The sequence below is a fragment of the Streptomyces milbemycinicus genome (genome assembly GCF_002154605.1).
Taxonomy (GTDB): Bacteria; Actinomycetota; Actinomycetes; order Streptomycetales; family Streptomycetaceae; genus Streptomyces; species Streptomyces milbemycinicus.
This window is the reverse complement of sequence record NZ_MUNE01000224.1, coordinates 25,440-32,021: the sequence shown is the minus strand read 5'-3', so window position 1 is coordinate 32,021 and position 6,582 is coordinate 25,440. Positions and strand designations below refer to the sequence as shown.

At 68.4% G+C, this 6,582-nt stretch carries 4 protein-coding genes; 3 read left to right on the top strand and 1 reads right to left on the bottom strand.

The window, feature by feature from the left end:
• Nucleotides 1–316, bottom strand: a 316-nt coding sequence (locus CCN51_RS19320; RefSeq protein ID WP_342749383.1) for a beta-L-arabinofuranosidase domain-containing protein, incomplete at its 3' end; no start/stop codon positions are given.
• Between the two features lie 223 nt (nt 317–539).
• Between CCN51_RS19320 and CCN51_RS60010 the strand changes: the two genes are divergently transcribed.
• From CCN51_RS60010 to CCN51_RS19305, 3 genes are all read left to right on the top strand, one after another.
• Nucleotides 540–2,429: a family 43 glycosylhydrolase gene (locus CCN51_RS60010; RefSeq protein WP_014174278.1), complete on the top strand. Its 1,890-nt coding sequence runs from the start codon at nt 540–542 to the stop codon at nt 2,427–2,429.
• Complete coding sequence (locus CCN51_RS19310; protein ID WP_014174277.1) at nt 2,429–3,877, top strand: RICIN domain-containing protein; 1,449 nt, start codon at nt 2,429–2,431, stop codon at nt 3,875–3,877. The genes CCN51_RS60010 and CCN51_RS19310 overlap by 1 nt, the downstream gene beginning before the upstream one ends.
• A gap of 117 nt (nt 3,878–3,994) precedes the next feature.
• Entirely contained in the window at nt 3,995–6,547 is a 2,553-nt protein-coding gene (locus CCN51_RS19305) for a glycoside hydrolase family 127 protein (RefSeq protein ID WP_086859835.1), read from the top strand.
• The last annotated feature ends 35 nt before the right edge of the window (nt 6,548–6,582 follow it).

The following is a 6,582-nucleotide window of genomic DNA, read 5'->3' as shown; positions in this document are numbered from 1 at the left end:
CCCCAGCTGCCCCCGCACCCCCAGCCGCCACCTCAGCTCCTTCAGCCAGCTGCCAGGACGCGGCCTCCAGCCATTTGTGCACATCCGAGTCCTGGAACTGGAAGTCGCCGCTGAACCCCGGCGCCTTCGCCCCGGCGGCCGCCCGCAGATTGTCCAAGTTGCCCGCCTCCTCGAGCCGGTGCGGCCCCTGCGCGATGCTCACCTCGGCGTTGGTGCGGCGCCTGGCGGCCCAGAAGCCGCCGGTGATACGGGCCGTGGTGGCCGGGCGCAGTGCGGTGTGCGCACCCGTGGAGAGTCGGATCGGTCCTGCGGTCATCTGCCTACCACTTCTTCCTGGTCACAGACATGGAAACCGGTTGTCACGGCGAGCTTAGGTAAGCCTGTGCTCCGCGACAAGGCTTCCGTCTCGACTGATGAACGGCCCGGGCTCCGCGGCGTTTTCGAAAGTTTCGCACCTTCCTCAGGGACTGTCAGAAGTCACCAGAAGCCTTAATCTCCGAACAAAATCGATCACCGTGGTCCGTCATCAGGAGACAGACATGAGCCGCAGTGAACAACAACCCGGCCGTCGGCTGGTCCTCAAGGGCGCCCTCGCCGCGGGCGCCGTCGTGGGCGCGCCCGGCCTGGCCCACGCCGCGGGCCCGGCCGCCGCGCCGGCCGGGGCCAAGGCCGAGCCGTACCGCAATCCGCTGGTCCTGCAGCGGGCCGACCCGCATATCGTCAAACACACCAATGGCTACTACTACTTCACCGCCACCGCACCCGAGTACGACCGCATCGTCCTGCGCCGCTCCAAGACCCTGCAGGGCCTGTCCACCGCCGCCGAGTCGGTGATCTGGAGGAAGCACACCAGCGGCGACATGGGCGCCCATATCTGGGCGCCGGAGATCCACTTCATCGACGGCAAGTGGTACGTCTACTTCGCCTCGGCACCGGCCAACGACGTCTGGAAGATCCGGATGTGGGTGCTGGAGAACGCGAACGCCAATCCGTTCTCCGGGACCTGGACCGAGAAGGGCCGGATCGCCACCCCGCTGGACTCCTTCTCCCTCGACGCCTCCACCTTCGTCCACCGGGGCACCCGCTATCTCGTCTGGGCCCAGTCCAACCCGGCCGTCGGCAACAACTCCAGCATCTACCTCGCCCGGATGGCCAACCCATGGACCGTCACCGGCCCGCAGGTGGAGATCTCACGTCCGACGTACGACTGGGAGACCCGCGGCTACAAGGTCAACGAGGGACCCTCGGTCCTCCAGCGGAACAACAAGGTCTTCCTGACCTACTCCGCGAGCGCCACCGACAGCAACTACTGCATGGGGCTGCTGACCGCCGCCGACAGCAGCGACCTGCTGAACCCCGCGTCCTGGGCCAAGAGCCCGACGCCGGTCTTCACCAGCAATGACACCACCAAACAGTACGGTCCGGGACACAACTCCTTCACCGTCGCCGAGGACGGCCGCACCGACGTCCTCGTCTACCACGCGCGCCAGTACAAGGACATCACCGGCGATCCGCTGCACGACCCCAACCGCCACACCCGCGTCCAGCCCCTGCGCTGGAAGGCCGACGGCACCCCGGACTTCGGCGTCCCGGTGGCCGACGCGCCCGTGCGCCAGGCGAAGGCGACATCGCGGTACACCATGACCGCGTTCACCAACAGCAGCGAGTCCAATATGTATGTCTACGACTCGCCGGACGCGCTGGCCTACACGCTGCTCAAGGGCCCGGCGTACACACCCCCGGCCCAGCTGATCCGCGACCCCAGCGTCATCAAGCACACCGACGGCTACTACTACATCGTCTACACCACCAACTGGACCGGGAACACCATCGGCTTCGCACGCAGCCGCGACCGGGTCAACTGGACCTTCGTACGCGACCACGCCCTTCCGGTGGCCGGTCTGGAGCGCACCTGGGCGCCCGAGTTCTTCGTGGACACCAACGGCAGCAACAGCGTGAATGTCATTGTCTCGCTGGACACCACGTCCACCTCCGGCCAGACGTTCCGGCCGCATCTGCTCACCGCCACCAACGCCGCGCTGTCCTCGTGGACCACCCCGAAGCCGATCACCGGCCTGGACACCGCCAACTACATCGACACCTTCGTCGTCCGCTACGCCGGTCAGTACCACGCCTTCACCAAGCAGGAGACGACGAAGTACATCGAGTACGCGACGGCCACCAGCCTCGGCGGGCCGTACACCTTCCGGGGCACCGGCGACTGGGCCGGCTGGGGCAGTTGGCGCGAGGGGCCCGCGCTTGTCCATCTGGACAGCGGCGCCTGGCGTATCTACTTCGACGGCTACGCGGAGCACAAGTACTACTACAGCGACAGCCTCGACGGATTCCGGACCTGGACCCCGATCAGGGAGCTGCCCGGCCTCTCCGGGTTCGCCCGCCACTTCACCGTCCTGAAGGAGAGCGTGTGATGCCCGCCCCGAAGACGAGGCGCCCCCGCCTCTGGACGCTCGTGGTCGCCGTGTGCGCGGCCCTGCTGGCCCCGCTGCTGTCCGCGTCCGGCGCGCAGGCCGCCCCCGTGACCGTCCTCAACGGGACGCAGTACGCCACCACCTCGGGCGATCCGGTGCACGCCCACGGCGGGGGAGTCATCAAGGTCGGCGCGTACTACTACTGGTTCGGCGAGAACCGCAACGCGGACAACACCTTCCGCTATGTGTCCGCCTACCGCTCGAAGGACCTCAAGAGCTGGGAGTTCCGCAGACACGTGCTGACCCAGGCGACGGACCCCGAGCTGGCGAAGGCCAATATCGAGCGGCCCAAGGTCCTCTACAACCAGCGGACCAAGCAGTTCGTCATGTGGATGCACAAGGAGAACGGCACCGACTACGGCGAGGCGCGTGCCGCGGTCGCCACCTCTCCGACCGTCGACGGCGACTACACCTGGCGGGGCAGCTTCCGGCCGCTGGGTCAGCACATGTCGCGGGACATCACGCTGTTCCAGGACAACGACGGCACCGGCTACATGGTCTCGGCGGCCCGGGAGAACTACGACCTGCAGATCTACCGGCTGACCGACGACTACACGGGCGTGGCGAGCCTGGTGGCCAACCCCTGGCCCGGCGGCCACCGCGAGGCGCCCGCCCTCTTCAAGCGCGGCAACGTCTACTTCATGCTGACCTCCGGCGCCACCGGCTGGAACCCCAACCAGCAGAAGTACGCCACCGCGACCGACCTGGCCGGGCCGTGGACCGAGATGGCGAATATCGGCGACGCGACCGCGTACGGCTCCCAGACCGCATACGTCCTGCCGGTGCAGGGCGATGGGGCGACGTCCTATCTGTATCTGGGCGACCGCTGGGGCAACTCCTTCGGCGGCAAGGTCAACGACTCCCGCTATGTGTGGCTGCCGCTGTCCTTCCCGACCTCGCGCACGATGACGATGGACTGGTACCCGCAGCTGGCCATCGACACCGAGGCGGGCACCGTGACCGGCTCCGGCGGGCCGTACCGCACGCTGATGGCCCGGCACAGCGGTAAGTGCGCCGACATCACCTCGGCCTCGCAGACCGACGGCACCGCGGCCGTGCAGTACACCTGCAACGGCGGCGGCAACCAGCTGTTCTGGTCCAAGGACGCCGGTGGCGGCTACGTCCAGCTGGTCGCCCGGCACAGCTCCCAGTGTCTGACCGTCAGCGGCGGCTCCGCCGACGACGGTGCGAAGGTCGTCCAGTCGGCCTGCGGCGCGGGGGCGAACCAGCAGTGGCAGGCCACGGACGCCGGCGACGGATATGTGCGGCTGACCTCCCGGTCCAGCGGCAAGTGTCTGGACGTGGCGGACGAGTCCACCGCGGACAAGGCCGCGATCGTGCAGTGGACCTGTACGGGTGGCGCCAACCAGCAGTGGCGGCGCGGCTGACCGGTCCCACGCCCTGTTACCGCTGGGGCTGTTGACTTCCACGGAAGTGCCGGTACCGTCGCCGTGCACAGCATGTCGGACATTGTTCGTAATTTCGAACCTCTGTGAGGGAAGAACATGAACGAACCAGTCGACAGACGGCACTTCCTCGCCACCACCGCCTCCGGCGCCGCGGCCGTCGCACTCACGGCCGCGGCCGGAGGCACGGCCATGGCCGCCGCCCCCGCCACTTCCACCGGCCCGGCCGCACCCCGCGGCCGGGCACGGGCGCTCACCGGCGTCCGGCCCTTCCCGCTCGGCGCGGTCACCCTGCTGCCGAGCGCCTTCAAGGACAACCAGTCCCGTAACACCGCCTATCTGCGGTACGTCGACATCGACCGGCTGCTCCACACCTTCCGGCTCAACGTCGGCCTGGCGAGCAGCGCCCAGCCGTGCGGCGGCTGGGAGAGCCCGACCACGGAGTTACGCGGCCACAGCACCGGCCACTTGCTGTCCGGGCTGGCCCTCAGCTACGCCAACACCGGCGACACCGCACTGCTGGACAAGGGCCGCAAGCTGGTCTCCGCGCTCGCCGCCTGCCAGGCGAAATCCCCGGCGGCGGGCTACGGACAGGGCTATCTCTCGGCCTTCCCGGAGAACTTCTTCGACCGGCTGGAGTCCGGGTCCGGGGTGTGGGCGCCGTACTACACCATCCACAAGATCATGGCCGGGCTCGTCGACCAGCACCGGCTGGCGGGCAACGCCGAGGCCCTGGACGTCGTGGAGCGCCAGGCCGCGTGGGTGGACACGCGCACCGGCAAGCTCGGCTACGACCAGATGCAGCGCGTACTGCAGACCGAGTTCGGCGGCATGAACGAGGTGCTGGCCGATCTGCACGCGATCACCGGCGACACCCGGTGGCTGAGGGTCGCCGAGCGCTTCACCCACGCCCGGGTCTTCGACCCGCTCGCCCGCAACGAGGACCAGCTCGCCGGGTTGCACGCCAACACCCAGATCCCCAAGATGGTCGGCGCCCTGCGGCTGTGGGAACAGGGTCTGAACAGCCGCTACCGCACCATCGGCGAGAACTTCTGGAAGATCGTCACCGACCACCACACCTATGTCATCGGTGGCAACAGCAACGGCGAGGCGTTTCACGAGCCCGATGCCATCGCCGCCCAGCTGTCCAACAACTGCTGCGAGAACTGCAACAGCTACAACATGCTCAAGCTCACCCGGCTGATCCACTTCCACGCGCCGGACCGCACCGACCTGCTCGACTACTACGAGCGCACGCTCTTCAACCAGATGCTGGGCGAGCAGGACCCCGACTCGGCCCACGGCTTCAACATCTACTACACCGGCCTGGCGCCCGGCGCCTTCAAACAACAGCCGTCCTTCATGGGCACCGACCCCAATCAGTACTCCACCGACTACAACAACTTCTCCTGCGACCACGGCAGTGGCATGGAGACCCAGGCCAAGTTCGCCGACACCATCTACACCTATGCGGACCGCAGCCTGCTGGTGAACCTCTTCATCCCCTCCGAGCTGCGCTGGCAGGAGAAGGCCATCACCTGGCGCCAGAACACCGGCTTCCCCGACCAGCAGACCACCACCCTCACCGTGGCCTCCGGCGCGGCCTCCCTCGAACTGCGGGTGCGCATCCCCGCCTGGGCCACCGGCGCCCGCGCGGCGCTCAACGGCACCACCCTCCCCGACCAGCCGAAACCCGGCAGCTGGCTGGTCATCGACCGCTCCTGGAAGGCCGGCGACCGCGTCGACGTGACCCTGCCGATGGCGCTGAAGCTCGACCCCACGCCCGACGACCCGGATGTCCAGGCCGTGCTGTACGGGCCGGTCGTGCTCGCCGGGGCGTACGGCAACCGCCCCAATATGACCATGCCACGGCTGGTGAAGGACTCGGTGCGGCAGCAGTCCGGCAGCACGCTCAAGTTCACCGCCACCGCGAGCGGCGAGACCGTGACCCTGCTCCCCATCGCCCGCGTCCACCACCAGAACTACAACGTCTACTGGCTGACCGGCGAGCCGCCCACCCCGCCGCCCGCCTTCGCCGCCTGGCACCGCTTCGACGAAACCGGCGGGACCAGCGCCGCCGACGCCACCGGCAACGGCAAGACCGCCACGCTCACCGGCGGCGCCTCCTGGACCACCGGCAGGACGGGCGGCGCGGTCGCGCTCAACGGCACCGACGGATACATCGCACTCGCCGACGACCTCCTGGCCGGGGCCACCGCGTACAGCGTGGCGGCCTGGGTCCGGCTGGACGGCCAGGCCGTGGAGTGGTCCCGGATCTTCGACATCGGGACCGGCGTGACCGCCAATATGTTCCTCACCCCGCGCGCCGACTCTGGCAAGCTGCGCTTCGCCATCACCGCGGGCGGAGGCGGCGCCGAACAGCGCATCGAGGCGGATCCGCTGCCGACCGGCCAGTGGACCCATGTCGCGGTGGCCTACGGATCGGGCACCGCCGTGCTCTATGTGGACGGGCGCGAGGTCGGCCGCAACGCACAGGTCACCGTGGAGCCACGCCACTTCGGCAACCATCTCCGCGCCGCCTACCTCGGCAAGTCCCAGTACCCCGACCCGTACCTCAAGGGCGCGATCGACGACTTCCGCGTCTACGGCAGGACGCTGACCGCGGCGGAGGTCACGACCCTGGCACAATGACCACGATTGACACCGAGGTCGAAGCAGATACGAGA

Coding starts and splice junctions, on each gene's coding strand:
- CCN51_RS60010 (WP_014174278.1), top strand. CDS start 540: ATGAGCCGCAGTGAACAACAACCCGGCCGTCGGCTGGTCCTCAAGGGC.
- CCN51_RS19310 (WP_014174277.1), top strand. CDS start 2,429: ATGCCCGCCCCGAAGACGAGGCGCCCCCGCCTCTGGACGCTCGTGGTC.
- CCN51_RS19305 (WP_086859835.1), top strand. CDS start 3,995: ATGAACGAACCAGTCGACAGACGGCACTTCCTCGCCACCACCGCCTCC.